Below are 24,874 nucleotides of genomic sequence, written 5' to 3'. Positions count from 1 at the left end.
TAAATCTCCGATCGCAAGGAGACACAAATGGTGAAAAAGTCACCGGAAAACACTACTCCCGCAATTGTGGACAACGTAGAGGCGCTTGAGGCTAAGCTCGCTCAGATGCGAGAGGCCCAGGCGCTTTTTGCTACGTACACGCAGGAGCAGGTCGACAAGATCTTCTATGAGGCCGCCATGGCCGCCAACAAGGCTCGTATCCCGTTGGCGAAGATGGCCATCGAGGAGACCGGCCGCGGCGTTCTTGAGGACAAGGTCATCAAGAACCACTACGCCGCAGAGTACATCTACAACGCTTACAAGAACACCAAGACCTGTGGTGTCCTGGAGCGCGACGAGGCTTACGGCATCACCAAGATCGCCGAGCCCATCGGCATCGTGGGCGCCGTCATCCCGACGACCAACCCCACCTCCACCGCGATCTTCAAGACGCTGATCAGCCTGAAGACCCGCAACGCCATCATCATCTCCCCGCACCCGGCAGCCGCAAAATGCACCATCGCCGCCGCCAAGCTCGTGCTTGACGCCGCCGTCAAGGCCGGCGCCCCCGAGGGCATCATCGGCTGGGTCGATGTCCCCTCCATCGAGCTGACCAACATGGTCATGCGCGACGTCGACATCATCCTCGCCACCGGTGGCCCGGGCATGGTCAAGGCCGCTTACTCCTCGGGCAAGCCCGCCCTGGGCGTTGGCGCCGGTAACACCCCGGTCGTCATCGACGACACCGCCGACGTGCTGCTCGCCGTCAACTCCATCATCCACTCCAAGACCTTCGACAACGGCATGATCTGCGCTTCCGAGCAGTCCGTGACCGTCATCGACACCATCTATGACCAGGTCAAGGCCGAGTTCCAGAAGCGCGGCTGCTACTTCGTCAAGCAGGGTGCCGAGATGGAGGCCCTGCGTGCCGCCATGTTCAAGAACGGCGCTCTCGACCACCGCATCCCCGGCATGGCTGCCGCCAAGATCGCCGAGCTCGCCGGCATCGAGGTTCCCGCCAAGACCAAGATCCTGATCGCCGAGGTCACCTCCACCGACCCCGCCAAGGAGGAGTTCTCCCACGAGAAGCTCTCCCCGGTCCTGGCCATGTACCACGCCAAGGACTTCCAGGAGGCCGTCGACAAGGCCGAGCACCTGGTGCTCGCCGGTGGCCCGGGCCACACCGCCTCTCTGTACGTGCACCCCGCCCAGGCCGAGAAGATCAGCCTGTTCGAGCACGTCATGAAGGCCTGCCGTATCGTCATCAACACCCCGTCCTCGCACGGCGGCATCGGTGACCTGTACAACTTTGGCATGAAGCCGTCTCTGACCCTGGGCTGCGGCTCCTGGGGCGGCAACTCCGTCTCCGAGAACGTTGGGGTGAAGCACTTGATCAACGTTAAGACTGTGGCCGAGCGCCGTGAGAACATGCTGTGGTTCCGCGCTCCCGAGAAGGTCTACTTCAAGAAGGGTTCCACGCCCGTCGCCCTCGACGAGCTGGGCAACGTCATGGGCAAGAAGCGCGCCTTCATCGTCACCGACCAGTTCCTCTTCAAGAATGGCAACACCCGCGCCATCGAGGCCAAGCTCGACGAGATGGGCATCGCCCACGACTGCTTCTACGACGTCGAGCCCGATCCGTCGCTGCAGTGCGCACGTCGCGGCGCCAAGCAGATGGCTCTCTTTGAGCCGGACGTCATCATCGCCGTCGGCGGTGGCTCCGCTATGGACGCCGGCAAGATCATGTGGATGATGTACGAGCACCCCGAGTGCAAGTTTGAGGACATGGCCATGGACTTCATGGACATCCGCAAGCGTATCTTCACCTTCCCCGAGATGGGCAAGAAGGCCTACTTCGTCGCCGTCCCGACCTCTTCGGGTACCGGCTCCGAGTGCACGCCGTTCGCCATCATCACCGACAAGGAGACCGGCATCAAGTGGCCGCTCGCCGACTACGCGCTGCTCCCCAACATGGCTATCGTCGACGCCGACAACTGCATGACCGCCCCGCGCGGCCTGACCGCTGCCTCCGGCATCGACGTCATGACCCACGCCATCGAGTCCTACGTCTCCATCATGGCTTCCGACTACACTAAGGGCCTCTCCGAGCGCGCTGCCAAGCTCGTCTTCGAGAACCTGCCCTCTAGCTTCACGAACGGCGCCAAGGACCCGCACGCCCGCGAGGAGATGCACAACGCCTCCTGCATGGCCGGTATGGCCTTCGCCAACGCCTTCCTGGGCCTCAACCACTCCATGGCTCACAAGCTCGGCGCTTTCCATCACCTGCCCCACGGCATCGCTAACGCCGTCATCCTGACCCGCGTCATGCGCTACAACGCCGCCGAGGCTCCCGTCAAGATGGGCACGTTCTCCCAGTATCCTTACCCCAACGCGCTGCACAACTACGCCGAGATGGCCAAGTACTGCGGCATCGAGGGCAAGGACGACAAGGAGGTCTTCGAGAACTTCATCACGAAGCTCGAGGAGCTCAAGGACTTCATCGGCGTCAAGAAGACCATCGCCGACTACGGTGTTGACGAGCAGTACTTCCTCGACACCCTCGACGAGATGACCGAGCAGGCATTCAACGACCAGTGCACCGGCGCTAACCCGCGCTACCCGCTCATGAGCGAGATCAAGGAGCTCTACCTGGACGCCTACTACGGCCGCGAGCCCCAGGACTACGCCGTCTGCTAGTTTTAGCACGGTTTTTAACGGCGGGGGTGCACGGGTGTTTCACACACCCCCGCCGTCGCTTCTATCGCATCGTTGAAAGGATGCAACCATGCTGCTACCCGATTCCAAGACCGAGCTCGTCCGCCGTGGCAACAAGGTCGTTTACGACCTGGGCGACAAGATCGTCAAGGTCTTTAACGAGACCAAGCCTGTCTCCGACGTGTTCAACGAGGCTTTGAATCTTGCCCGCATCAATGAGTGCGGCATCCGCAGCCCCAAGGCTCTCGAGGTTTCCCAGCTCGAGAACGCCAACGGCTGGGCGCTCGTGACCGAGAAGGTTCCGGGCACCACCCTTGCCGAGAAGATGACTGCCGAGCCCCAGCGCTTTGGTGAGTACCTCGAGATGTTCGTCGACCTCCAGATCGAGATCCACGGCTACACCTCCCCGCTGCTCAACCGTCAGCGCGACAAGTTCGCCCGCATGATCGACAGCCTTGATCAGCTCAATGCCACCACGCGCTACAACCTTCAGGAGCGTCTGGACGGCATGACCAAGGAGTTCAAGGTCTGCCACGGCGACTTCAACCCCTCCAACGTCATCGTCGGCGACGACGGCCAGCTCTATGTGTGCGACTGGGCACACGCCACCCAGGGCTCCCCTGCTGCCGACGTTGCCACCACCTACCTGCTCTTTGCTCTCAACAGCAAAGACCAGGCCGAGGCCTACCTGGAGCTCTACTGCGACCGCGCCGACATGCCCATGCAGGTCGTGCGTCAGTGGACGAGCATCGTCGCCGCTTCCGAGCTCGCTCGTAAGCGCAACGTGAACGATGAGTTCCTGAAGAACTGGATCGACGTCGTCGATTATCAGTAATATCTGAGCGATTCATTTCGCATCGGAGGCACAAAGGAAAACCCCGCAGCTCGCATGGGCTGCGGGGTTTCCTTTTAGCACTTGAGCGTGCCGACAAGATAAAAGGACGGCCCCTGCATCTCCCCGATCTGGAGAAATGCAGGGGCCGTCCCGTATATCGAACTACAAGCGAAATCGCCGATTAACGGCGTGCCGCCTTCACAAGCTCGGCAACCTTGGTGACGACCTCGTCGATCGCCACGTCCTCGCGCTCGCCCGTGGCACGGTCCTTGAGCTCGACGGTGCCGTTCTTAAGGCCACGCTTGCCGAGCACCACCTGATACGGGAAGCCCATAAGGTCGTTGTCGGCAAACTTAAAGCCGGGACGCTCATCGCGATCGTCGACGACGACCTCGATACCCTCGGCGCACAGGCCATCAACGATCTGCTCGCAGACGGAAGCGCACTCCTCCTTCTTGGGGTCGAGCGGAATCACCGCAACCTCGTACGGGGCAACGGAGACCGGCCAGACGATGCCGTGCTCGTCGTTGTGCTGCTCCACGACGGCAGCGAGCGAGCGGGACACACCAACGCCGTAGCAGCCCATGATCAGCGGCTTCTCCTTGCCGTCCTCGTCCATAAAGGTGGCACCCATGGCCTCGGAATACTTGGTGCCCAGCTGGAAGACCTGAGAAACCTCGATGCCGCGAGCAGCAGAGAGCGGCTTGCCGCAGTGCGGGCAGGGATCGCCGGCAACGACGGTGACCAGGTCGGCCCACTCGTCGACGGTAAAGTCGCGCTCGGGGCAGGCACCGGTAAAGTGATAATCGACTTCGTTGGCACCGCAGGCCCACTGCTTGGACTCGCGCAGGCTCTCGTCGCACACCAGACGGATGCCCTCGGGCAGGTTGACCGGTCCGATAAAGCCCTTGTGCAGGCCGTTCGCCTGAAGCTCATCGTCGGTCATCATGCGATAGCCCTTGCCAAAAACATGCTCGGCCTTGCAGTCGTTGAGTTCATGATCGCCCGGAACGATGGCCACGACAGGCTTGCCCTCGGCGTCGATGAGTGCCAGCGACTTGCGAGTGCCGTTCTCGGGGAACCCAAAGAACTTAGCAACTGCCTCAATGGTGCCCATGCCCGGAGTCTCAACCTTGGTGAGCGTACCGTCACCAGGACCCTCGGTCACGACGACCTTGGTGCTTGCCGCCTCGTCATCGGCAGCAAAGCCGCAATCGTCGCAGTAGACGAGCGAAGCCTCGCCGGCGTCGGCCAAAGCCATGTACTCGACGGAGGTATCGCCACCGATCTCACCGGAGTCGGCAACAACGGGCAGGGCCTTGATATAGCAGCGCTCGCAGATGTTAGCGTAGGCCTGCTTCATCTTGTCATACTCCTCCTGCAGGCTCTCCTGCGTGGCGGAGAAGCTGTAGGCGTCCTTCATGATGAACTCGCGACCGCGCATCAGGCCAAAGCGGGGGCGGAACTCGTCGCGGAACTTATCCTGGATGTGGTAGAGGTTAACGGGTAGCTGCTTGTAGGAGCGCAGCTCATTGCGCACCAGGGCCGTGACGGTCTCCTCGTGCGTGGGGCCCAGGACGAACTCGCGACCGTGACGGTCGTCAAAGCGCACAAGCTCCTTGCCATAGGCGTCGATGCGGCCGGACTCACGCCACAACTCGGCATCGACCATGATAGGCATCATAAGCTCCTGGGCGCCGGCGGCGTCCATCTCGTCGCGCACGATGTTCTCGATCTTGCGAATCGAGCGCCAAGCAAGCGGCAGGTAGGAATATAGACCGGCGGCCTCCTTACGGATCATGCCGGCACGGAGCAGCAGACGGTGGCTGGCGAGCTCAGCGTCCGCCGGATCCTCTTTAAGCGTCGGCGCATAGAGCTTAGACATATACATTGCTCGAGTCATTTATTTCTCCTCAATAAGCTTGTCGACCTCGGCCATAAGCGCGTCGACAATTTGATCCTCAGCTACTTTACCAATGATCTGGCCATGCGAAAAGAGCAGGGCCTGACCACGTCCGCAAGCAACGCCCAGGTCGGCATCAGAAGCCTCACCGGGGCCATTAACGGCACATCCCATGACGGCAATCGAAAGCGGCGCGGCATAGTTCTTAAGTCGCTCGGTTACTTCCTCAGCGATTGCGATCAGGTTAACCTGGCAGCGGGCGCACGTGGGGCACGAGACAATCTCGGGACCACGGCGACGCAGGCCCAGCGATTGCAAAATTCCCCAGGCGACCGGCGGCTCCTCAACCGGATCGGCCGTAAGCGAGACGCGCATGGTGTCGCCAATACCCTCAGACAGCAGGATACCAAGGCCCACCGAGCTCTTAATGGTGCCCTGCAGCTTGGTACCCGCCTCGGTTACGCCCAAGTGAAGCGGAACGTGGGGAATCTCACGCGACAGGGCTCGATAGGTATCGAGCGTCGTTTGCACGCTATGGGCCTTGGCCGAAAGCACAATGTTCGTAAAGCCGCGGTCTTCAAAATGTTTGACAAAACGCTCGCTCGACATCACGAGCTTTTCGGGCTGCGTGAGGTCGTCACGCTCGGCGATATCCTGCTCAAGCGAACCGGCATTGACGCCGATACGAATCGCGCAGCCCGCGGCACCCGCAGCATCGATCACCGCGTCAACCTTGGCCCAATCGCCGATATTGCCGGGATTGATGCGCAGCTTAGCGGCACCGGCCTCAACGGCACCAATGGCGAGCTTATGGTTAAAGTGGATATCGGCGACAATCGGCACTGGAGACTCGGCACAGATGGTGCGGAAACCCTCAAGCGCGGCCTCGGTGGGCACACTCACGCGCACGATATCGCAGCCAGCCTGCGCCAAAGCACGCACTTGCGCAAGCGTTGCCTGGGCATCAGCGGTATCGGTGCAAGTCATGGACTGGACCACCACCGGCGCGCCGCCACCGATCTGCACGCAGCCCACATGCACGGGACGCGTCAGCTCGCGAGGCAAAGGATGGGATAAAGACAATCCAACCACTCCCCTACAGAATAAATCGAAGGACGTCGGAACGAAGCATATAGACAAACAGCAGCGCAAAGAGCGCGATGCCCACATAGCTCACAATCGTCTGGACCTTGAGCGGAAGCTCGCGGCCAGCAATCTTTTGAATGATCTCGATGACCAGCTTGCCGCCATCGAGCGGTGGGATAGGCAGCAGGTTCATAAAGCCAAGCGAGAACGAAATGAGGGCGGCAAACGAAAGGAACGTGGCAGGGCCGGCAGCAGCAGCCTGCGAGGACATAACGCTAATACCCACGATCGAAGAGGACTGATCGAGAATCTCCATCGTATGCTGCGGCTGGAGCAGACGCATCACACCCTCCGCTGTCTGCACGACATAGGAGAAGGACAGACGAGCCGACGTGATGGGGTCTAAACGGACCACCTGCGTAGAGGCATACACACCTAGGCGCTCGTCCTCTTTGAGTGCAACCGTGGTCGAATGCCGCTTGCCGTCACGCTCGTACTCGATGGCGATATCGTCCTTACCGGCAGCCTTGCCAATGGCATCGTAAACGTCCATCCAGGTAGAGCACGATACTCCGTCGACCGAAAGGATCGCGTCGCCGCCCTCGATTCCCGCCGCGGCGGCAATCGAGCCTTCGTCAACCTGGCCAATCACATTGGTATCCACCGGCACCGTGACACCTGCGATGGAATAGATGCTCATAAGGAGCAAAAAGCCCGTCAGGATATTGACGATAATGCCCGCAAGCAGCATAAAGGCACGTTTAACAAAGCCCTGGCCCAAATAGGTGTGCGAGCGCTCACGTGCAAGGAATTCGGCCTCGCCGCACGGCAGTTCCCATACATCGCCCTCGGCAGTCGCATGCTCTCGATCGAACTTGCGACCGTCAAAGGTGGTATATCCTGCAGCATCGCGCGGCAGGGTCTGGTACTTGGTGGGATAGTAACTGGGCGAAGGCTTTTCCCCTTCTTCATACCAGGGGGCGATGGAGCCCCAGCCCAACAGCAAAGCACAAGCCTCGAGAACATCCTCCTCGGACAGCTCGAGCTCGACGGCAAGATCGGCCACCGTCACACGGCCATGGCGATAGATGGCCGCGAGTACGCGATCGGCACACGAGACATCGGTCGGATCCATGCCACAGATGGCAGCATAGCCACCCAGCAGCAGCGGCGTCACGCCAAACTTGGTGCCGATGCGACGCGATGTGTGGTGGATATCAAAGCGACACGGCAGGCCCAAAAAGAACTCAGTCACGCGGACACCGCAGGCACGCGCCGCCAAAAAGTGGCCGCCCTCGTGCAAAAACACGAGGACGGAAAGCATCAGCAGGCCCCAAAAGACCGATGAGAGAACGCTCAGAACAGTATCCATAAAACGAAAAAGCAATCCTTATGGGTTAAGAACGGGTTGCGGCGAGCACCTGCGCGGCCTTTTCACGCGCCCACGCATCGATGTCGCGAAGCTGTTCAAACGAATCGACCGTCTGCGCATCGTGAGCATCCATGCAGGATTCCACAATGCGGTCGATATCGGTAAAGCTGCAGCCATCATGTAGGAAGGCATCGACGGCGACCTCGTTGGCGGCATTGAGCACGCACGGCATGGTGCCGCCCGTCTTGCCGGCACGTTCGGCCAGTGCAAGGCAGCGGAAGGTATCCATATCGGCCGCGTCAAAGGTAAGCTGCCCCAACTCGCGGAAATCGATACGCGGAGCCGGCGTATCCCAACGCTCGGGATACGAGAAGGCAAACTGGATGGGAATGCGCATGTCGGAGGCACCGAGATGCGCTATCACAGAGCCGTCGGCAAACTCGACCATGGAGTGAATCTTGGACTGGCGCTGCACGACCACGTTAATGAAATCGAGATCGCAGCCAAACAGATGCATGGCCTCGATACGCTCCAGACCTTTGTTCATGAGGGTGGCGGAGTCAATCGTGATCTTGGCACCCATAGCCCACGTAGGATGCGCCAGGGCATCGGCGCGCGTCACGCGATTGAGCTCGTCACGCGTGCGGCCAAAGAACGGGCCGCCCGAGCAGGTAAGCCAAATGCAGTGAGCCTCGCGCGGGTTCTCGCCTAGATAGCACTGGTAGATGGCGGAGTGCTCAGAGTCGACTGGAATAAGCTGGCCCGGTTGCGCCAACGGCATAAGCAAGTCGCCACCGACGACGAGGGACTCCTTGTTGGCAAGGGCAAGGCGCTTATTTGAGGTCAAGGCCGCATGGCTCGCCTCGAGACCGGCGGCACCAACAATAGCGACGAGCACGCAGTCGACATCGTCGCGACGCGCGAGCTCGCAAACCGCCTGCGCGCCAACGCCGAGCTCCGTGCCCTCGGGCAGTTCCTGCAGTACAGCGTCGGCGCCATGGGAGGCGTCCGCCAAGGCAACCGCCGGAACCGAGAACTCACGGGCAGCGGCAACGAGCTCGGGGGTGCTGGAGTTTACGGACAGCGCCGTCACCTGCAGGCGATCGGCATGCTGACGGCACACGTCGAGCGCCTGAGTGCCGATAGAACCCGTACAGCCCAGAATGGCAACACGAAGACGCCCATCGGGACCGTAGGTGGTCTGATAAGCCATTACAGCACGCCTCCGATCATCAGCAGCAGCTGCGCGGTAATGCAGCCAAAGATGAGCGAATCGCTGCGGTCGAGCATGCCGCCGTGGCCCGGTATGAGATTGCCGGAATCTTTAACTCCCACACCGCGCTTGATACGCGACTCGATGAGGTCGCCGATAACGCCCAGGATGGAGACGACCACGCCGCACAGCAGTGCATAGGGCAGGCTCAGCTTATAGAAGTGCGTTGCCCACAGGATGAGCCAGATCAAGACAGAGCCCAAAATGCCGCCGACAAAGCCTTCCCAGCTCTTTTTGGGCGAGATCTTGGGAACCATCTTATGCTTGCCGATACGGCTGCCCACGATATAGGCAAACGAGTCGGAGACCCAAAGGGACGCGCAAACGCCCACCGAAAGCAGTGCGCCGGCAAAACCGGGCACGGCATCGCGCAGCAGCACGATAGCCGACAGCATAAAGCCAGTGTAGATAGGGCCCATGAGCGTAACGGCAACGTCAGAGATGCGAGTGCGCGGAGACCAGACATACCAGATACCAACCGCAAGCATCAAAGCGAACAGCAGAGCGTTCAACAGCAGCGAATCGCCCAGAGCCGAGAGCGGAAAGAGCACGGCGGCAGCGATTCCAAGGCGCTCGTTGGCAACCTTGCCGTCGAGCCTCGTCATGCGGAAGAACTCGTAGCAGCACAGGCCGCTCATGACGGACACGAAGATGGCCGTGGGCACAATACCCAAAACGAGGCACAGGATAAAGACAACGGCATAGACGATACCGGCGGCGGCACGGGTGATAAAGCCCGCCAGCCACGAACCGGAGCTGCCCTTCGCTGCAGGCGCCCCTGCAGTGGCAACCTTACGCGCGGGCGTCGCGGAAGTAGGCGCCTTGGGAGCGGATGCCTTGGGACGTTCGGACACGATTAAGCCTCCTCGGTCATGCTCAGTCCACCAAACCTACGGTCGCGACCCTGGTAGGCCAAAATGGCGTCGACAAGGCCCCAACGATCAAAGTCGGGCCAATAGGTATCGGTGACATAGAACTCGGAATAAGCAACCTGCCACAGCAGATAGTTCGAAAGACGAAGCTCGCCGGAGGTGCGAATCACAAGCTCCGGATCGGGCAGCCCAGCGGTGTACAGGTGCGAAGCCACCATATTGTCGTCAACCGCGGCGGGATCGATCTTGCCGGCAGCCGCATCAAGTGCGATCTGGCGGACAGCGCGGGTGATCTCAGCACGGGCACCATAGTTAACGGCCAGCGCCAGCGTCATACCGGTATGGTCGGCGCACTCGGCAAGGCCGCGCTCAAAGACGTCGCGGGTCTTCTTGGGCAGCGCGGAAATATCGCCCAAAAAGACAACGCGAACGTTCTCGCGCTTAAGCAGCGGCAGCTCATCGATAAACGTCTTGGCAAACAGGTGCATCAGAACGTTGACTTCGTGCTGCGGGCGATTCCAGTTTTCGGTCGAAAACGCATAGGCCGAAAGCACGTCGACGCCCAGGCGCACGCAGGCGGTAATGATCTCACGCAGCGAGACGATGCCGGCCTTGTGGCCTTCGGTGCGGGCAAGACCGCGCGCCGTGGCCCAACGGCCGTTGCCGTCCATGATGCACGAAATATGGTGCGGGATGTTATTGAGGTCAAGGTCGGAAAAACCGACGCCCGCAGGGGCGTCGGCAAAGTACTCGACCAGTTTATGCTCGTCGTATTGCACCTTAGATCTCCATGACCTCGGCTTCTTTTTCCTTCAGAAGCTCCTCGACCTTGGCGACATACTCGTCGGTATGCTTCTGGACCTTGGCCTGCTCGCGACGGACATCGTCCTCGGTGAGCTCCTCGTCGCGCTCGAGCTTGTTGTTAAAGTCGCGGCGGATGTTGCGGATGGAGACCTTAGCCTGCTCGGCGTACTCGCGGCACTCCTTAACGAGCTCGCGACGACGCTCCTCGGTGGGAGCCGGGAACGGCAGACGCACGACAGTACCATCGGAGTTGGGGGTAATGCCCAGGTCGGAGGCACTAATGGCCTTGACAATGGCATTGATGAGCGCCTTATCCCACGGCTCGATAAGCAGCATGTGGGCCTCGGGGGTCTTAACGGCGGCAACCTGCGTGACGGGCGTGGCAACACCGTAGTAGTCAACGGTGATGTCAGACAGGATGTTGGCGTTAGCGCGGCCCGTGCGGACCTTGGAGAAGTTATGCTTGAGGGACTCGAGTGACTTGTCCATGTGGGCGGTGATGTTCTCTGCCATGCTTAATCCTCCTGATAGACGAGCGTGCCGACGGGCTCACCCGCGAGCGCGCGCTTGACGGTGTCCTCGCCATCGATGTTGAGGACCAAAATGGGCATACGGTTGTCCTGGCAAAGAGCCGTAGCCGTGGAATCCATAACCTGCAGGCCGCGAACGAGCACCTCATGATAGGTGATCTTGTCAAAGCGGACGGCGTCGGCGCACTTGAAGGGATCCTTGTCGTAGATGCCATCAACCTTGGTGGCTTTAATGAGAATCTCGGCACCGATCTCGCAGGCGCGAAGGGCCGCGGCGGTGTCAGTCGTAAAGTACGGATTACCCGATCCGGCGGCAAAGATAACGACGTTGCCCTTGGAAAGGTGGTTGATGGCGCGACGGCGAATATAGGGCTCGCAGATCTCATTCATCTGGATAGCGCTCATCACGCGGCAGGGAACATCGTTGTGCTCGAAGGCATCCTGCAGGGCAAGCGCGTTCATAACGGTAGCGAGCATGCCCATGTAATCGGCCTGGGCGCGGTCCATACCACCGGCGGCGCCGGCCATGCCGCGGAAAATATTGCCGCCGCCGACAACGACGCCGACCTCATGACCAACGGCGAGCAGCTCCTTGACCTGCTTGGCAAGATGATCGGTAACCTTGGGGTCGATGCCGTAGTTGCCATCGCCCATCAGCGCTTCACCGGAGAGCTTCAGAAGCACGCGTTTATATCGGTTGTCGGACAAAGCGATCCTCCTTTAATTAGACTCATAACATAATATCAAAGGCTTAACGGGGAGCCATGAAAAAGCAGGCTGTGAGTAAAACCCACAGCCTGCTCATTACCAGCTACAAGAGCTTATTTACTCGCCACGGACCAGACGGTCAAAGGCAACGACGGTAATGGTGTCACCGAGCTCCTTGGAGACCTGCTCAGCGTACTTCTTGATGGTGAGGGAGCTGTCCTTGATGAACTCCTGCTCGGTGAGCACGGACTGCTTGTAGAACTTCTCAAGACGGCCAACAGCCATCTTCTCCTGGATAGCCTCGGGCTTGCCGGACTCGGCAGCCTGAGCCATGTAGATCTGCTTCTCGTGCTCGACGGTCTCAGCCGGAACCTGATCGCGGGTAGCGCAGATCGGGGCGACGGCGGCAACCTGAAGGGCAACGTCGTGAGCAAAGGTCTTGAAGGACTCAGCCTGAGCGGTCTCGGCCTTCTCGAAAGCGAACTCAACGAGAACGCCGATCTTACCACCCATGTGGATGTAAGAAGCGAGAGCGCCGTTCTCAGCCTTGCGGGCGGCGAAACGGGAGATCTTCATGTTCTCGCCCATGATGTGAATCATCTCGGTGAGCTCGGAGGAAACGGTCTCCTCGCCCATCGGCTTCTCGAGCAGAGCGTCGACGTCAGCAGGCTCGGTGGTAGCGACAACCTCAGCGACCTTGGAAGCAAAGCCAGTGAACTTGGCGTTGGAGCCGACGAAGTCGGTCTCGCAGGAGAGCTCGAGCAGCGCGCCGGTCTTGCCGTCCTCGGAGACGAACGCGGCGACAGCGCCCTCGTTGGTCTCACGGCCAGCCTTCTTGGCAGCCTTGGCGAGGCCATTCTTGCGCAGAACGTCGACAGCGGCGTCCATGTCGCCGTCAGCCTCGACGAGAGCCTTCTTGCACTCCATCATCGGGGAGTCGGTCATCTCGCGGAGCTGCTTGACCATAGCGGCGGTAATCTGGGCCATTGTGGTTCCTTTCAAAGAGATGAAAAAGAATTAACTAAGACTGATTTACTCGGCCTTGGGCTCAGCGGCCATCTCGGCCTCGGAGACCTGCTCCTTGCCGGAGCCAGCGAGGCAGGCGTCAGCCATGAGCTCGCACATAAGGGTGACAGCGGAGATAGCGTCATCGTTGCAGGGGATGCCGTACTCGACCTCGTCGGGATCGGAGTTGGTGTCGATCAGAGCGACGACGGGGATGTTCAGGCGCTGAGCCTCCTTGATAGCGTTCTCCTCGCGCTTGGTGTCGATAACGAAGAGAGCCTGGGGCAGACCCTTCATGTCGCGGGCGCCACCGAGGTTGGTCTGGAGCTTGGTGAGCTCCTTGCCCAGAACAGCCTGCTCCTTCTTGGGGAGCACTGCCATGCGGCCGTCCTCGACCATGGCCTCGAGCTCCTCCATGCGGTTGATGCGGGAGCGGATGGTGACGAAGTTGGTCAGCATACCGCCGAGCCAACGCTGGTTGATGTAAGGCATGTTGGCGCGCTCAGCGGCGTTCTTGACGGCCTCCTGAGCCTGCTTCTTGGTGCCGACGAACAGCACGTTGCCACCCTTGGCGACGTTCTTGACGAAGGTGTAGGCCTGGTCGGCGTCGAGGATGGTCTGCTTGAGGTCGAGGATGTAGATGCCGTTGCGCTCACCGAAGATGAACGGCTTCATCTTGGGGTTCCAGCGACGGGTCTGGTGACCGAAGTGGCAGCCGGCCTCGAGCAGGGTGCGGATATTAATCTTGGTAGCCATGTTAAACCTCCTGTGGTTTGCCTCCGCGCGGGGTCATCCTCCAAAACCAACCCGGACATGTGCTACCAAAGCCCGGGCACCACGGTATGAAGTAGCCGCGCGTGCGTGATAAAAACATGTTGCCGTGAAGCAACCCGATAAATGATAGCAGGAATGCCTCTTCCTGCCAACCCGCAATCAAAACCACACACCTGAGTGCGGCGCGGGACGTCCCAGCCACTATTCGCCGCGGGGATGGGCTTGAGCCACGGCACGTTTAAGCCGATCGGGTGTGAGATGCGTGTAGATCTGCGTCGTGGACAGGCTCGCATGACCTAGCAGCTCTTGAACCGAGCGCAGGTCCGCACCGCCCTCGAGCAAGTCGGTCGCAAAGGTATGGCGCATCGCATGCGGGGCGATGTCAGCCGGAATGCCGGCGAGCGTCGCCAGCGCATGGAACCGCCGCCGGAGCATCGCGGCGCTCATGCGATTGCCGCGCGCCGATATAAGCAGCGGATGCGGCCCGGTAGCGAGGTCGCGGCGCTTTGCCCGAGCGAGCAACTCCGGCCTCCCCTCTTCAATATAGAGACGCGTCACATCGAGCGCACGACGATACAGAGGGACGATACGCTCCTTGCTCCCCTTGCCCCACAGGCGCAGCGTGCGCTCGGACCATGAGATGGATTCCACATTGAGCGCCGCAAGCTCTGAGATGCGGGCACCCGAGGCATAGAGCAACTCGAGCATCGCCGCATCGCGCAGTCCCGCGGGTGTTGAGGTATCAGGCGTCTTGAGCAGCGCCTCGACCTGCTGGGTCGTAAGGACGCCCGGCAGGTCACGCGGCAGCTTGGGCGACGCGATCGCCGAGACCGCATCGCCCTCGACAATCCCCTCGGCAGCCATCCAGCGATAGAGAGATCGGATAGCCGACAGGTGCGCCGCAAGCGTTCGGGGAGCCACCTGCTCACGCGAAAGCTCAGCAAGATAGCGACGAATGGTGCGCACGTCGGCAGCGAAAGCATCAATATCCTCGCGCTCGCACCAGGCAGCAAAGCGCTCCAGTCTCGAGCCATAGGCCGTCACCGTGTTGGGAGAAAGCCCCTCAACGCGTGCGATATAGGCGATAAAAGAGTCGACGGTGTCGTACAGGTCAAAGGCTATGACCGGTCGCCTCCAAACAAGTCGGAACGCGTGGCCAAGTAGGCATCGAGGGCCTCGAGCGCACGGTCCGCATAGGCCTGATAGCGGTCGCGCTTGCTGCGGCGCTTACCGTCCTCGAGCGGCGGCACCAGGCCAAAGTTGACATGCATGGGCTGATAGCCCACGGTGGCAGGATCGGTCGCATAGCCCACGAGCGCACCCAGGGCGCCCACGCGGGGCAACTCGACGGAATCGGCGCCGATAGCCTCTGCATAGGTGTTGAGCGCCGCGAGCAGACCGGTCGCCACGGCTTCCATGTACCCCTCGGTGCCGGTGATCTGACCGGCCAGGCGCACGCCGGTACCGGGCACGGCAAAGGTGCCATCGAGCACGTGCGGGGCGTCGACAAAGGTATTGCGGTGCATGACACCGTAGCGGAAGAACTCAGCGTTCTCCAGGCCCGGCACCATATGGAAGACGCGCTTCTGCTCGCCAAAGGTCAGGTTGGTCTGGAAGCCCACCAGGTTATAGGCGGTCTTCTCCTTGTTCTCGGCACGCAGCTGAATCGCCGCCCAAGGGCGACGTCCGGTACGCGGGTCGGTGAGGCCGACGGGCTTCATGGCGCCAAAGCGAATGGCGTCCTTGCCGGTGCGCGCGACCTCCTCGGCGGGCTGGCAGGCCTGGAACAGATCGCCGCCCTCAAAGTCCTTGAGCAACACGCGGTCGGCCGTGGTGAGCGCCTCGATAAAGGCCTCGTACTCCTCCTTGTTGAGCGGAGCGTTGAGATAGTCGCCGCTCCCCTGCTCCTCGTAGCGCGACTGCGAAAACAGCACGTCCATATCGAGCGTGGAGGCATCGACGATCGGCGCCGCGGCATCGAAGAACGCAAGGGCGTCGCCACCGACGAGCTTCATGACCTCTTCGCTCAGCGCCGGTGAACACAGCGGGCCCGCGGCAATGACCACGTGGCCCTCGGGGATCTGGGTGACCTCGCCGTGAACGACCTCGATATTGGGGCGGGCGGCAACCTCAGCCTCGACGAGCTCGGAGAATGTAACACGGTCGACCGCCAGGGCGCCACCAGCGGGAACAGCAGCGCGATGGGCGCAGTCGAGCAGGACTGAACCCATGCGCTCAAGCTCGGCCTTCAACAAACCAGCCGCGGAATCCGGACGGGTCGACTTAAACGAATTGGAGCAGACGAGCTCTGCCAGGTGATCGGTATGGTGAGCCGGGGAGCTCACCTGGGGGCGCATCTCGCACAGCTTTACGGCAAACCCGCGGTCTGCCAGCTGGATCGCGCATTCCGAACCCGCCAGACCGCCACCGATAACCGTCACCTGATCGAACTGCATCTGCAAACACCTTTCTAATTGACACGTTTTCCATTGTGACCGAAGGGCGTCTGGGCGTGAAGGGCAAACTTGGAGGGCGCATACCTTCCATCCATCATGCGCTCGATAAGGCCCTCGAGTTCAAGCGAACCCAAGAGTTTGAGTACGCCGACAGCATCGAGTGAGACGAGCGCCGCGATGTCGTCGACCTTGAGCGGAGAGGCGATGAGCGCATGCATCACGGTCTGCTGTGTTGGATTCAGGTCGGCAATGCCGGGAGCATCGGGGCGCGAGTAGCGCAGGGTGCCGTATATGCGAGAGATAGCCATCTCGATGGACTCCTCGTCGACAATGCAGCAGGCACCGTTCGCAATGAGGTAATTCGTGCCACGCGACTCGGGCGATAGGATCGACCCCGGCACGGCAAGAAGTTCGCGCCCCAAATCCATAGCAGCCTCGGCTGTAGAAAACGTCCCGGAAGGCATACCCGCCTCGGAAACAAAGAGGGCTTGCGACAGGGCCGCGATCACGCGATTGCGACGCGGAAAGGCAAACTTGCGCGGACCCATGCCCCACGGAGAGATCGACACGACCGCGCCGCCCGTATCGAGCGTGCGCGTAATAAGCCCCGCGCTCGAGCGCGGATAGACCACGTCGGCGCCCGTCCCCAGCACCACGACGTGTTTGCCGCCGGCGTTGACCGCAGCCCAACCCGAGGCCTGGTCACAACCGACCGCACCGCCCGAAACTACCGTCACTCCCGCCTCAACCGCCACCTTCGCCGCAAGCTCTGCCACGGCAAGACCATACGGCGAGGCCTTTCGCGCACCGATGATGGAGAGCGCGGGCGTCGAAAGCGCCTCGGGGTTGCCGCGCACATAGAGCGTCTGAGGTACATCAGAAAGCTCCAAAACGGCCTCGGGATACAACGCGTCACCTGGATGCAGCTCGAAGGTCCCCTCAGCCATCATTGGTCCCTCCTTCCCTGGTACATCGCCGCCTCGAGCACGTGGTCCTGCGTCACCTGCTCGCTCTCGGCGACATCTGCGATCGTGCGCGCAATGCGAACAAGGCGCACGATGCCACGCCCTGTGAGATGCGTGCGCTTCGACAGGCCGAGCACACACTTCTCCGCCGCATCATCGAGCTCAAAGGTCGAAACGACGCCGTCAATGGACCGAGTCTCGTCATCCTCGGCCTCGGCATCCGCATCGTCCATGCGGGATTCGCGCCAAGCGCGAAAGGCGCGACCGCGCACAACGTAGTCACGTAACTCGGCCGACGACATGCCCTCCGCACCCTCGATAATCACTTGAGGGTCGGGACGGGTCACATCGATCATCATGTCGATACGGTCGGCCAAAGGACCGCGCAGTTTAGACCGATAGCGCTCGACCATCGCCGCCGAGCAGCGACACGGCACCTCGCGATCGCCCAAAAAGCCGCAGGGGCAGGGATTGCTCGCAGCCAGCAGCTGAAAGCGCGACGGGAAGGTAAAAGCCCCGTCGACGCGTACGATCCTCACGTAGCCGCGCTCGATGGGCTGACGCAGCGTCTGCAGCACGCCAGTGGGAAACTCGGCAAGCTCGTCCAAAAAGAGCACGCCGCCATGAGCAAGGCTGATCTCACCCGGGTGCACCGGGCGCCCGCCGCCGATAAGGCCTGCGGTCGAAATACTGTGGTGGGGACTGCGGAAGGGGCGGTGCCCCGCCAACAAGCCATCAATGTTCTCACCCAAAACCGAATGGATGCACAGTGCCTCCTGCTGATCCTCAACGGAAAGCTCGGGCAGGATGCCGGTCATACGGCGTGCGAGCATCGTCTTGCCCGATCCCGGAGACCCGATCATGAGCAAGCCGAGTTCTCCTGCCGCCGCAAGCGCCATGCCGCGTTTAGCGACTTCCTGCCCCAGCACGTCTGCATAGTCGAGCTCGGGCTCAAAGGTCGCCTCGACACCCTCGGAATCCAAGTAGTGTCGTGCGGCATCGCCCATGCCGTGAGCAAGCTGAGACAGATGGTCGATAAAGCCGCAATCTACGCCCGCGAGTGGCACATGCTGGTCGGACCTGCCGGCGATAAAAGACAGCCCCATGTCGCGAGCCAATAGCTGAAACGCCACCTCGCCCTTGACGGGAAGCACCGTACCGTCCAGACCAAGCTCACCTGCGATAAGGCAGCGATCGAGGTTGTCACGGGGAATCTGCTCATCGGCCGCTAGAACCGCGATGGCGATGGGCAGGTCAAAGCCGCTACCGGTCTTGCGGATATCGCCGGGTGCCAGGTTAACGGTAATGCCCGAGCGCGGGATCTCGAACCCGGCGGAGCGCATCGCGCAGCGAATACGACCGCGTGACTCCATCACCTCCATACTCGGAATGCCGAGCATCTGGATGCCCGGAACGCCACCGGCAAGCGAGACCTCGACCGTGACGTGAATCGCCTCGACGCCGCGGATGCAGGCCGCGTGAACGGCAAACGTCTCGAACGCCATCACGACACCTGCCAATCGAACGCGTTGTACTGATGCTCGATCTCGGCGATATGCCCGCCGCGGATGGTGACACCCACAGCATCGAAGCGAATCGCCTTGAGCGGATAATGCTCCATGAGATAGCAACTTGCGATGCGGCGGTAGCGGCGTTGCTTTTGGGCGTCCACGGCCTCCTCGGGAAAGACCCGCGTGGTGCAATCCAGCGAAACGCGTCTGGTCTTGACCTCGGCCATCACCACGACATCGTCGAGCTCATCGAGCAGCACCAGATCGGCCTCGCCCTCGGTGCAACGATAGCCCTGCTCCAGCAAGGTGTAGCCGCGCTCGTTAAAGTAGTCGATGGTGATCAGCTCGCCCAGCATGCCTAGCTCGCGGGGACTGAGTCCCTTGATAAACTCGGGCGTCATCGCCCCGGAGTCGAGCTCGCCGTTTTCCCAACGCTCCTTGAGCTGCTGCGTCTTGCTCTTTTTGCTTGCGGCACTCATGGGGTCTCCTTTCCCGCACACTGCATTGCCCCGATGATGAGGGCACCTTTCATGCGGGTAAGTACCGGAAGCAAACCAAAAGCTGACCAAATGCCGTCAAAAAACGGGCCGTACGCAACAATGGTGTTGCATACGGCCCGCTACCAGCAGGTTTATAAAACCCCAGAGGTCCATGTCTCCACAATTGGCCTAGAAAAGGCGCTCAGTCTGCAGAAAGTTTCCGCAAAAGCTCACGCGGTGCAGCGGACAAAGTCCATGTTTGCGAATGGCCTCGATGTGCTCGGGGCTCGCATAGCCCTTCGACTCGGCCAGATGGTACTCGGGATACTCGGCGTCGTACTCGACCATCATCTCGTCACGCGTGACCTTGGCCATGATGGACGCCGCGGCGATACAGGCGATTTTGGCATCGCCCTTCACCACGTCGCGCTCGTTGGGAACGGCGCCCAAGGGGTTACCGTCCATAAGCACGCAATCGGGCTCGAGCCCCGTATCGGCCACGGCGCCCGCAACGGCAGCGCGGATGGCGCGGGCCATGCCCATATCGTCGATATCCGCAGGCGCGATATGGCAAAAACCGATCGCCGTCGCCACCTCGGCAATCTTCACCGAGAGCAACTCGCGGCGCGCGGGCGTGAGCTTTTTGGAATCGTTGATACCCCAGACGCGCGGCTCCATAGGAAGACAGACGGCGCATACCGTCAAAGGACCGGCCACCGATCCGCGACCCACCTCGTCGACACCAACGACCACCCCATCGCCGCCAAGCTCATGCATAAGCTCATACATGTCATTGACGCGCTCGCGCTCGGCAAGCTCTTTGGCATGGCGTTTGAGGGCGCGTTCACAAGCCTTGATCACCTGCTGGCGCGGGTCCTCGCGATAATGCTCCACGAGGGCGGGGATCTCCTCAAACGTTGCGCTCGCCAGCTCTCCGGCAACCTGCGATGCCGAAACCGAGCTCGTCATATTGGCCATACCAGGCCCTCCTTGCATGCAAATCAGATAAAAAGAAGGGCCACCCGAAGGTGGCCCTTGTGTCCAAACGAGTGGACAGACGCTGCGATCTTCTTAGCGCTTCTCGGGGATGCGAGCAGCCTTGCCCACCTTGTCGCGGAGGTAGTACAGCTTGGCGCGACGGACGCGACCGTGACGAACGACCTCGAGCTTGGCGATCTTGGGGCTGTGAAGCGGGAAGGTACGCTCAACACCGACACCGAAGGACATCTTGCGGACGGTGAAGGTCTCGCGGGCACCGGCGCCGGCCATGCGGATGACGTCGCCCTGGAAGACCTGGATGCGCTCGCGGTCGCCTTCCTTAATGCGGTAGTGAACCTTGACGTTGTCGGCGACGCGAACCTGAGGAATGTCCTCGCGGATCTGCTGACGCTCGATTGCGCGGATGTAATCCATGTGCAATTCCTTACTCTTCTAGAGGTGCCGTACCACCTTGGCCGGCACGTAGTTGAACAAACGTATTCGAGTATACACGCGCGGGTTTCTGCTGCAAGAACAATTTTTTACGCAGACAAAAAGACAAAACCCGCACATGATAACCGCCCGCCTCACGAATGAGACGGGCGGCATGAAGGGGGCTACGCTAGGCGTCTAAACCCAAAACGTTACGCGGAGCGCTTCGCCTCGAGCTTGGCCTGAGCGGCAGCCAGGCGCGCGAGGGGCACGCGATAGGGCGAGCAGGACACATAGTCCACGTCGGCCGCGTTAAACAGGGCCTTGATGGACTTAGGGTCGCCGCCGTGCTCACCGCACACGCCAAAGTGCATGCCGGGGTTGGTGGCACGGCCCTTCTCGACGGCCATGCGCACGAGCTCCAGCACCGCCGAGTCGATGGTCTCGAAGGGGTTATCCTTCAAGATCTTCTTGTGCATGTACAGCGGAATGAACTTGGCCTCGGCGTCGTCACGCGAGAAACCGAAAGTCGTCTGCGTGAGGTCGTTGGTGCCAAAGCAGAAGAAGTCGGCGTGCTGTGCAATCTCGTCAGCGACCATGCAGGCGCGCGGCAGCTCGAGCATCGTGCCCACTGGAATGTTGAGCTCGACGCCCTCCTCGGCGGAGACCTCGGCGATCACGCGCTCTATGACCTCGCGGGTCTGAACGTGCTCGGCCGTAATGGAAACGAGCGGGACCATAATCTCGGGACGCGGGTCGACGCCTTCCTTGATAAGGCGGGCGGCAGCCGTTGCCACGGCACGGACCTGCATGAGCGGCAGGTCACCGAAGACGACGGACAGACGCACGCCGCGCAGGCCGAGCATCGGGTTGGACTCGACCATGCCGTCGATACGGCGCAGGCGGGCACGCAGGGCGGCAAGCTCTTCCTCGCTGGCACCGGCGGCTTCCTTCTTGGTGATGGCGACCTCGAGCTCGCGAGGATTATCCAGGAACTCATGAAGCGGCGGATCGAGCAGGCGAACGACCACCTCACGACCAGACATGGTCTTGAACATGGACAGGAAGTCCTCAGTCTGAACCTTGAGCAGATCGGCCAGGGCCTGCTGCTTCACAGCCTCGTCGTCGGACAGGATGAAGCTCTGGATAATGTTCTTGCGATCGCCCAGGAACATGTGCTCGGTACGGCACAGACCGATGGCCTCGGCGCCAAACTCAAGCGCGAGCTCGGCATCCTCGGGGTTGTCGGCGTTGACGCGCACGTGGTTGGCGTGACCGTCGGTCTCGTCCAGGCGGATCTCATCAGCCCAGGACAGGAGGGTGTCCAGGTCGCCGGTGAGCTCGGCGGAGACCAAATCGACAGCGCCATCGACAACGATACCCTGGGTGCCGTCGATGGAGATGATGTCGCCCTCGTGCAGCACGCGATCGCTGCCCTCGATACGCACGACCTTCTCGGCGGCGTCGATATGGAAGCGTTCGACGCCGCAGACGCAGGGGGTACCCATGCCACGGGCAATAACGGCGGCGTGGCTCGTCTTGCCACCATGGCTCGTCAAGATACCCTCGGCGGCGACCATACTCTTCAGGTCATCGGGGTTGGTCTCCCAGCGGACCAGAATGACCTTATGGCCCTCGGCAGAACGCGCAACGGCGTCATCGCTCGAGAACACGACCTCGCCCACGGCGGCACCGGGACTGGCGTTAAGGCCGCATGCGAGCGCCTCGTACTTCTTGGAGGAATCGAACTGCGGGTGCAGGAGCTGGTCGAGCTGCGCGGGATCGATGCGGCTCACGGCCTCCTCACGGGTAATGAGGCCTTCCTCGACCATCTCAATAGCAATGCGCAGAGCGGCGGTTGCGGTACGCTTGCCCACGCGGGTCTGGAGCATCCAGAGCTTACCCTGCTCGATGGTGAACTCGATGTCGCACATGTCGCGGTAGTGATCCTCGAGCGTCAGGAAGACACGTTCAAGCTCCTCACCTGCGGACTCGAGGCCCGGAGTGGTCTTGAGGTCGGCGATGGGCTCGGTGTTGCGGATGCCGGCAACGACGTCCTCGCCCTGGGCGTTGACCAGAAAGTCACCGTAGAACTCCTTGGTGCCGTCGGCCGGGTTGCGCGTAAAGGCGACGCCGGTCGCCGAGGTCTCGCCCTTATTGCCAAAGGCCATAGCCTGAACGTTGACGGCGGTGCCAAGGTCGTCGGAAATGCCGTGCTGCTTGCGGTAGATGCAGGCGCGCTCGTTCATCCAGCTGCCAAAGACGGCCTGGATGGCAAGGCGCAGCTGGAGCTCCGGATCGTGCGGGAAGACGGGCTTGCCGTCAGCGACCTCGAGCTCGGGGTACAGAGCGGCCTCGACGTTGTCGGAGAAAATGCCCTTGAACGTCTCGACGAGCTCCTGCAGGTCCTCGGCCGAAAGCTCAGAATCGACGCGAACGCCGGCGACCAGGCGAGCCTGGGTCAGGGCATTCTCGAACAAGTCGGCATCGACACCCATGACGACGTTGGAGAACATCTGGATAAAGCGACGATAGCTATCCCAGGCAAAGCGCGGGTTTTGCGTCTGGGCGATAAGGCCCTGAACGGAATCGTCGTTGAGGCCCAGGTTGAGGACCGTGTCCATCATGCCGGGCATGGAGAACGGAGCGCCCGAGCGCACCGAGACGAGCAGCGGGTCACGAGCGTCGCCGAGCTTCTTGCCGCAACGGGCCTCGAGGTCGGCCTCGGCAGCAACGATCTCGTCGAGCGCACCCACGGGCCACACGTTGCCGGCACCGGAGTACTCAACGCAGGTCTGGCAGGTAATGGTAAAGCCACCGGGAACCGGCAGGCCGATACGACTCATCTCGGCAAGGTTAGCGCCTTTGCCGCCAAGCACGAAGTTCATGGACTTATCGCCCTCGGTGACACATGTGCCCTGGGCATCGGTTCCAAAACGGTAAACCCTCTTGCAATCGCTCACGATACTTCCCCTTCCACGCGCTCTCGCGCGCGACCGTGGTGACGAATCGACCCGCCGGATGCGGGCCGTGAGGGAACTATACGGCGGGATTTGAACGGGCTTGAGCAGAGGATACGCGGTTTGGTAAACGTGCTAAAACTAGCGGTAAACGGTAGGTAAAGGTGGTTACCTTATGAAGATACCACTACAGTGTAATTGCAGGTCAGATGCAAGAAATACTGCTAAATCGCTTTATCATAAGTAGCTAATTTGGGACGGGGCTTTTTTAGCTGCCCCCGCAGGCAATCGGCCAAAGAGCTCGCGACCTCAGCCGGGGTAGCTAAAAAAGCCCCGTCCCAAATTAGCTACTTTTGTTGGGCGCGGCGGGCGGCACGGCGGGCTCTTGCCTCTTGAATCTCCTCGAGGTGAGCGATGATTTCGGAAGCACTCTCCTCGATCGCCTTGCCGTCGGTGCGCACCACAAAGCAACCCAGACGTTTCATGAGGGCACGAGCCTCCTCGAGCTCGCCGCGCACGCTCTCGGGCTCGGCATAAGAGCCGGCGACGGCGCGGGCATAGTCGTCGCCCAGGCGGCTATCGCGAATCTCGGAAATCACATCGACGGTCGAAATCAGACCGAACAACCGCAACGGATCGACCTCGTAAATCGACTTGGGCGGCTCCATACCGTGTGCCAACGGAACGTTGGCGACCTTGTAGCCCTGATAGGCCAAATACATCGACAGCGGCGTCTTGGACGTGCGGGATACACCCAGCAGCACGATATCGGCATCCGACAGATCATCGCAGCCGCGCCCGTCATCGTGCTCAACGAAATACTCCATAGCCTCGATACGATGGAAATAGCGATCGTCGGTCTTGTGAATCACACCCGCAACGCCCTTGGGAGGCACACCGATGAGCGACGACAGCACGGCAAGCGTCGGGCCGATCAGGTCGACCGAGCGAATGTGCAGCATGCCCAAGTAGTCGAGCACGCGAGCACGAAGCGCCGGATCGACGATGGTATGGAACACGGCGATATCGCGATGGTCGGCATCGACTCGCGGGCCCACAAACGACTTGACCTGCTCCACCGAGGTCACCTTAGACAGACGTAAAACACGAAAAGCCCCTTCATCAAATTGCCCGGAGGCCGCAAGCACCACCTCACAAGCGGTATCACCGAGCGAGTCGGAGATAACGATAACGGTGGGACGAGCGGTGACCGGGCAATCCATGCGGGGCTCCTTTT

21 protein-coding genes are annotated in these 24,874 nt (G+C 61.1%); 2 read left to right on the top strand and 19 right to left on the bottom strand.

Annotated elements, in window-relative coordinates; all coding sequences use genetic code 11:
* The first annotated feature begins 27 nt into the window (after nucleotides 1-27).
* Both adhE and OIL77_09385 read left to right on the top strand, forming a co-directional pair.
* Nucleotides 28-2,676 (top strand): bifunctional acetaldehyde-CoA/alcohol dehydrogenase, encoded by a 2,649-nt coding sequence (adhE, locus tag OIL77_09390; GenBank protein HJI45613.1) that lies wholly within the window; start codon nucleotides 28-30, stop codon nucleotides 2,674-2,676.
* An 88-nt stretch (nucleotides 2,677-2,764) separates the two neighbouring features.
* Nucleotides 2,765-3,529 (top strand): aminoglycoside phosphotransferase family protein, encoded by a 765-nt coding sequence (locus tag OIL77_09385; GenBank protein HJI45612.1) that lies wholly within the window; start codon nucleotides 2,765-2,767, stop codon nucleotides 3,527-3,529.
* A 181-nt stretch (nucleotides 3,530-3,710) separates the two neighbouring features.
* On the opposite strand, the gene OIL77_09380 is transcribed toward OIL77_09385, so the two are convergent.
* The 19 genes from OIL77_09380 to OIL77_09290 all read right to left on the bottom strand — a co-directional run bounded on the left by OIL77_09380 (nucleotide 3,711) and on the right by OIL77_09290 (nucleotide 24,860).
* Nucleotides 3,711-5,432 (bottom strand): proline--tRNA ligase, encoded by a 1,722-nt coding sequence (locus OIL77_09380; protein ID HJI45611.1) that lies wholly within the window; start codon nucleotides 5,430-5,432, stop codon nucleotides 3,711-3,713.
* Nucleotides 5,433-6,497: a flavodoxin-dependent (E)-4-hydroxy-3-methylbut-2-enyl-diphosphate synthase gene (ispG, locus tag OIL77_09375; GenBank protein ID HJI45610.1), complete on the bottom strand. Its 1,065-nt coding sequence runs from the start codon at nucleotides 6,495-6,497 to the stop codon at nucleotides 5,433-5,435.
* 31 nt (nucleotides 6,498-6,528) lie between these two features.
* On the bottom strand, nucleotides 6,529-7,890 hold the full coding sequence (locus tag OIL77_09370) for a site-2 protease family protein (GenBank protein HJI45609.1): 1,362 nt from the start codon (nucleotides 7,888-7,890) through the stop codon (nucleotides 6,529-6,531).
* 25 nt (nucleotides 7,891-7,915) lie between these two features.
* On the bottom strand, nucleotides 7,916-9,103 hold the full coding sequence (gene dxr, locus OIL77_09365; protein HJI45608.1) for a 1-deoxy-D-xylulose-5-phosphate reductoisomerase: 1,188 nt from the start codon (nucleotides 9,101-9,103) through the stop codon (nucleotides 7,916-7,918).
* A complete protein-coding gene (locus tag OIL77_09360; protein HJI45607.1) occupies nucleotides 9,103-10,017 on the bottom strand; it encodes a phosphatidate cytidylyltransferase in 915 nt (304 codons plus the stop codon). The genes dxr and OIL77_09360 overlap by 1 nt, the downstream gene beginning before the upstream one ends.
* 2 nt (nucleotides 10,018-10,019) lie before the next feature.
* Nucleotides 10,020-10,814, bottom strand: a complete 795-nt coding sequence (locus OIL77_09355) for an isoprenyl transferase (protein ID HJI45606.1) — start codon at nucleotides 10,812-10,814, stop codon at nucleotides 10,020-10,022.
* A gap of 1 nt (nucleotide 10,815) precedes the next feature.
* The gene (gene frr, locus OIL77_09350; protein HJI45605.1) at nucleotides 10,816-11,352 is read right to left on the bottom strand and encodes a ribosome recycling factor; all 537 of its coding nucleotides are present in this window, start codon (nucleotides 11,350-11,352) and stop codon (nucleotides 10,816-10,818) included.
* A 2-nt stretch (nucleotides 11,353-11,354) separates the two neighbouring features.
* Nucleotides 11,355-12,077 carry a UMP kinase gene (gene pyrH / locus OIL77_09345; GenBank protein HJI45604.1) on the bottom strand — a complete coding sequence of 241 codons (723 nt, stop codon included), beginning with the start codon at nucleotides 12,075-12,077 and terminating at the stop codon, nucleotides 11,355-11,357.
* Nucleotides 12,078-12,194: 117 nt separating this feature from the next.
* The gene (gene tsf, locus OIL77_09340) at nucleotides 12,195-13,064 is read right to left on the bottom strand and encodes a translation elongation factor Ts (protein HJI45603.1); all 870 of its coding nucleotides are present in this window, start codon (nucleotides 13,062-13,064) and stop codon (nucleotides 12,195-12,197) included.
* Nucleotides 13,065-13,109: 45 nt separating this feature from the next.
* Complete coding sequence (rpsB, locus tag OIL77_09335) at nucleotides 13,110-13,838, bottom strand: 30S ribosomal protein S2 (GenBank protein ID HJI45602.1); 729 nt, start codon at nucleotides 13,836-13,838, stop codon at nucleotides 13,110-13,112.
* A 219-nt stretch (nucleotides 13,839-14,057) separates the two neighbouring features.
* Nucleotides 14,058-14,978 carry a tyrosine recombinase gene (locus tag OIL77_09330; protein HJI45601.1) on the bottom strand — a complete coding sequence of 307 codons (921 nt, stop codon included), beginning with the start codon at nucleotides 14,976-14,978 and terminating at the stop codon, nucleotides 14,058-14,060.
* Entirely contained in the window at nucleotides 14,975-16,312 is a 1,338-nt protein-coding gene (gene trmFO, locus OIL77_09325; protein ID HJI45600.1) for a methylenetetrahydrofolate--tRNA-(uracil(54)-C(5))-methyltransferase (FADH(2)-oxidizing) TrmFO, read from the bottom strand. Before trmFO ends, OIL77_09330 begins: the two co-directional genes overlap by 4 nt.
* 14 nt (nucleotides 16,313-16,326) lie before the next feature.
* Nucleotides 16,327-17,259: a DNA-protecting protein DprA gene (locus OIL77_09320; protein ID HJI45599.1), complete on the bottom strand. Its 933-nt coding sequence runs from the start codon at nucleotides 17,257-17,259 to the stop codon at nucleotides 16,327-16,329.
* Nucleotides 17,259-18,782, bottom strand: coding sequence for a YifB family Mg chelatase-like AAA ATPase (locus tag OIL77_09315; GenBank protein HJI45598.1), 1,524 nt, complete (start codon nucleotides 18,780-18,782; stop codon nucleotides 17,259-17,261). The genes OIL77_09320 and OIL77_09315 overlap by 1 nt, the downstream gene beginning before the upstream one ends.
* Nucleotides 18,782-19,267, bottom strand: a complete 486-nt coding sequence (locus OIL77_09310; GenBank protein ID HJI45597.1) for a YraN family protein — start codon at nucleotides 19,265-19,267, stop codon at nucleotides 18,782-18,784. The genes OIL77_09315 and OIL77_09310 overlap by 1 nt, the downstream gene beginning before the upstream one ends.
* 189 nt (nucleotides 19,268-19,456) lie before the next feature.
* Nucleotides 19,457-20,245 carry a ribonuclease HII gene (locus OIL77_09305; GenBank protein HJI45596.1) on the bottom strand — a complete coding sequence of 263 codons (789 nt, stop codon included), beginning with the start codon at nucleotides 20,243-20,245 and terminating at the stop codon, nucleotides 19,457-19,459.
* 93 nt (nucleotides 20,246-20,338) lie between these two features.
* Nucleotides 20,339-20,680, bottom strand: a complete 342-nt coding sequence (gene rplS / locus OIL77_09300) for a 50S ribosomal protein L19 (protein ID HJI45595.1) — start codon at nucleotides 20,678-20,680, stop codon at nucleotides 20,339-20,341.
* A 209-nt stretch (nucleotides 20,681-20,889) separates the two neighbouring features.
* Nucleotides 20,890-23,640, bottom strand: coding sequence for a pyruvate, phosphate dikinase (ppdK, locus tag OIL77_09295; GenBank protein HJI45594.1), 2,751 nt, complete (start codon nucleotides 23,638-23,640; stop codon nucleotides 20,890-20,892).
* A 344-nt stretch (nucleotides 23,641-23,984) separates the two neighbouring features.
* Nucleotides 23,985-24,860 carry a kinase/pyrophosphorylase gene (locus OIL77_09290; GenBank protein ID HJI45593.1) on the bottom strand — a complete coding sequence of 292 codons (876 nt, stop codon included), beginning with the start codon at nucleotides 24,858-24,860 and terminating at the stop codon, nucleotides 23,985-23,987.
* Nucleotides 24,861-24,874: the final 14 nt, after the last annotated feature.

The sequence above is a fragment of the Coriobacteriaceae bacterium genome, from assembly GCA_025993015.1.
Classification (GTDB): Bacteria; Actinomycetota; Coriobacteriia; order Coriobacteriales; family Coriobacteriaceae; genus Collinsella.
This window is presented reverse-complemented; position numbering and strand designations above follow the sequence as displayed.

Coding starts and splice junctions, on each gene's coding strand:
- adhE (HJI45613.1), top strand. CDS start 28: ATGGTGAAAAAGTCACCGGAAAACACTACTCCCGCAATTGTGGACAAC.
- OIL77_09385 (HJI45612.1), top strand. CDS start 2,765: ATGCTGCTACCCGATTCCAAGACCGAGCTCGTCCGCCGTGGCAACAAG.
- OIL77_09380 (HJI45611.1), bottom strand. CDS start 5,432: ATGACTCGAGCAATGTATATGTCTAAGCTCTATGCGCCGACGCTTAAA.
- OIL77_09370 (HJI45609.1), bottom strand. CDS start 7,890: ATGGATACTGTTCTGAGCGTTCTCTCATCGGTCTTTTGGGGCCTGCTG.
- dxr (HJI45608.1), bottom strand. CDS start 9,103: ATGGCTTATCAGACCACCTACGGTCCCGATGGGCGTCTTCGTGTTGCC.
- frr (HJI45605.1), bottom strand. CDS start 11,352: ATGGCAGAGAACATCACCGCCCACATGGACAAGTCACTCGAGTCCCTC.
- tsf (HJI45603.1), bottom strand. CDS start 13,064: ATGGCCCAGATTACCGCCGCTATGGTCAAGCAGCTCCGCGAGATGACC.
- rpsB (HJI45602.1), bottom strand. CDS start 13,838: ATGGCTACCAAGATTAATATCCGCACCCTGCTCGAGGCCGGCTGCCAC.
- trmFO (HJI45600.1), bottom strand. CDS start 16,312: ATGCAGTTCGATCAGGTGACGGTTATCGGTGGCGGTCTGGCGGGTTCG.
- OIL77_09320 (HJI45599.1), bottom strand. CDS start 17,259: ATGGCTGAGGGGACCTTCGAGCTGCATCCAGGTGACGCGTTGTATCCC.
- OIL77_09315 (HJI45598.1), bottom strand. CDS start 18,782: ATGGCGTTCGAGACGTTTGCCGTTCACGCGGCCTGCATCCGCGGCGTC.
- OIL77_09310 (HJI45597.1), bottom strand. CDS start 19,267: ATGAGTGCCGCAAGCAAAAAGAGCAAGACGCAGCAGCTCAAGGAGCGT.
- OIL77_09305 (HJI45596.1), bottom strand. CDS start 20,245: ATGGCCAATATGACGAGCTCGGTTTCGGCATCGCAGGTTGCCGGAGAG.
- rplS (HJI45595.1), bottom strand. CDS start 20,680: ATGGATTACATCCGCGCAATCGAGCGTCAGCAGATCCGCGAGGACATT.
- OIL77_09290 (HJI45593.1), bottom strand. CDS start 24,860: ATGGATTGCCCGGTCACCGCTCGTCCCACCGTTATCGTTATCTCCGAC.